This is a genomic window from Streptomyces sp. NTH33, from assembly GCF_003236365.1.
GTDB lineage: Bacteria > Actinomycetota > Actinomycetes > Streptomycetales > Streptomycetaceae > Streptomyces.
In genome coordinates this window covers 1-2,496 of sequence record NZ_POTZ01000713.1, presented here as the reverse complement: position 1 = coordinate 2,496, position 2,496 = coordinate 1, and the positions used below count along the sequence as shown (strand labels likewise).

Below are 2,496 nucleotides of genomic sequence, written 5' to 3'. Positions count from 1 at the left end.
CGAGGAGGCACAGCGCGCGCTGCGGGCCGAACTCGACGCCCGGCCTGCAAAATTCACGGATCTGCGGATCTTCGATGACATGGTCGAGGTGCTGACCGAGGCCGGCGAGAACGAGTCGGCCCTTAAGAGGTCCTAACAAAATAGGGCATTCTGGGTATGCTGGGCTTGCTGGTGTGGGTTTGCCCGGTCGGGAGGTGCGCGATGGCCCGCCCCAAACCCTGGGAGATCGACGACGAGCTGTGGGCGCTGATCGAGCCGCTGCTGCCGAAGGTCGAGCGCCGACCCGACCACCCGGGCCGCAGGCGGCTGGACGACCGCAAGGTGCTGCAGGGCATCCTGTTCGTGCTGCACACCGGGATCCAGCGGGAGTTCCTGCCGCAGGAGCTGGGCTTCGGCTCGGGCATGACCTGCTGGCGCCGGCTGCGGGACTGGAACCAGGCCGGCGTGTGGCAGCGGCTGCAGGAGATCCTGCTGGCCAAGCTGCGCGGCGCCGACCAGCTGGACTTCTCCCGCGCCGCGATCGACACCTCCCACGTGCGTGCCCTGCGGGGCGGCCCAAAACCGGGCCGAGCCCGGTCGACCGCGCCCGGCCGGGCTCGAAGCACCACCTGATCTGCGACGGGCGCGGAACCCCCCTGACCGTCTCGCTCACCGGCGGCAACCGCAACGACGTCACCCAGCTGGTCCCGCTGCTCCGGGCGATCCCCGCGGTATGCGGCCGCCGCGGGCGCCCCCGGCACCGGCCCCGACGGCTGTACGCGGACCGCGGCTACGACCACGACCGCTACCGCCGCAAGGTCCGCACCCTGGGCATCACCCCGGTCATTGCCCGCCGCGGACAGCCCCACGGATCCGGACTGGGCGTGCACCGCTGGGTGGTTGAACGTGGGTTTGCCGGGCTGCACGGCTTTCGCCACCTCAGGATCCGCTGGGAGCACCGCGACGACATCCACGACGCCTTCCTGCAGCTGGCCACCTGCCTCATCCTCTACCGGCGCGTGCGAGCACTCTGTTAGGACCTCTAAGCCCGAACGGTGTGGTGCTGGCGCTGGACCCGCTGCTGATCGCGGCGCCGGCGATCAGCGCGTCCTTCGCCAGCAGCCTCGTCACGGGGGTGATCAGTGCCATCGACGTGGCAGCCATGGCCGGCGACGGCCTGTTACACCACATCCTGGGCACCATGCTCTTCGATTCGGAGCTCATCGCCCTGGTGGCGGTCTCGGCGATCGTCACGGTGTGCCGGTACCTGCGGGAGCGGCACCGGCGTGAACTGGCACAGGTGCGGACGGTATCGGAGACGACGCAGCGTGTAGTGCTGCGGCCGTTACCGCGGCGGATCGGCCCGCTGCGCATCGCCTCGGAGTATCTGGCCGCGCAGGAGCAGGCCCTGATCGGCGGCGACCTGTACGCCGCCGTACGCACCTCGGGCGGCACCAGACTGATCATCGGAGATGTGCTGGGCAAGGGCCTGACCGCGATCGGTGACGCCGCGCTGCTGCTCGGCGCCTTCAGGGAGGCCGCGCACCGCCAGGCCACCCTGCCCGACCTCGCGGCCTACCTGGAGCACTGCGTCTGCTGGAACCTGGCCGAACCCACCGAGGCGGACCAGGCCGCGGAGTGCTTCATCACCGCCGCCCTCCTCGACATCCCCGACGCGACACCGCAGATGCACATGGTCACCTGCGGACACCCGCCCCCCTTGCGTTTACGCGAGCGGCAGGCCACCACGCTGCGCGCCACCCATCCCGCGCCGCCCCTGGGCCTGGGCGAACTGGCCACCCCCGACTACCACGTCGACACCTTCCCGCTCGAGCCCAGAGACCTGCTGCTGTACACCGACGGCGTCATCGAGGCCCGCGATGCCCGCGGCACCTTCTACCCGCTGACCCAACGGGTCACCTCCCGACCGCACGACAGCCCCCAGGCACTCCTCCACCACCTGCGCACCGACCTGCTCGCCCACGTCAGCGGACACCTGGCCGACGACGCCGCCATGGTCGCCCTCCAACGCACCCCTTGGCCCCACACCGACATCTGTGCGACATCCCGTGAGGTCCCCCGGCCCTCGGCATGCGCTGGTAGCGCAACACATGAGGGGCTGGCTTCCAGCATTCCGGCACCCGGGCAGGCCCTCTTTGCGAGCCGCCGCCCGCAGGACGCTGCAGAACGCTGAACGTAGCCGGCGGGAGACTGCTGCTTGACCTGAGGTGATGCCGGGCGGCTGGGCTGTGACTGACGACTCCGCCGCAAGTCAGAGGGCTGCGAAGGGTGATCTACGCATTCACTCCGGAACCGTGTGCGCAGGTTCGAATCCTGCCGGGGCACCCTGGACCAGGTGCCCGAAGACCCCGACAGCAGCGGAAACGCTGAGAGTGCGGTACGTGAGCTTCCGTCCGCCTTGTCATCGCTCGATGGTGTGACGTTGGGGCATCGCTGCCGGTCAGGCGTTCGGGGTTCGCTTGAGTTATGGCATGAGCATGCGCAAGCCGTACCCGA

2 protein-coding genes are annotated in these 2,496 nt (G+C 69.7%); both read left to right on the top strand.

Features of this window, described 5'->3' with window-relative positions; translation table 11 throughout:
- Positions 1-201 precede the first annotated feature (201 nt).
- Positions 202-1,016, top strand: a protein-coding gene (locus C1I97_RS35365) for an IS5 family transposase (RefSeq protein WP_111007042.1) whose coding sequence is annotated in 2 segments (ribosomal slippage) — positions 202-559 and positions 559-1,016 — 816 coding nt in all. Because the reading frame shifts where the segments join, the coding sequence is not laid out codon by codon here.
- A gap of 20 nt (positions 1,017-1,036) precedes the next feature.
- Positions 1,037-2,173 (top strand): PP2C family protein-serine/threonine phosphatase, encoded by a 1,137-nt coding sequence (locus C1I97_RS35360; protein WP_258382897.1) that lies wholly within the window; start codon positions 1,037-1,039, stop codon positions 2,171-2,173.
- Positions 2,174-2,496: the final 323 nt, after the last annotated feature.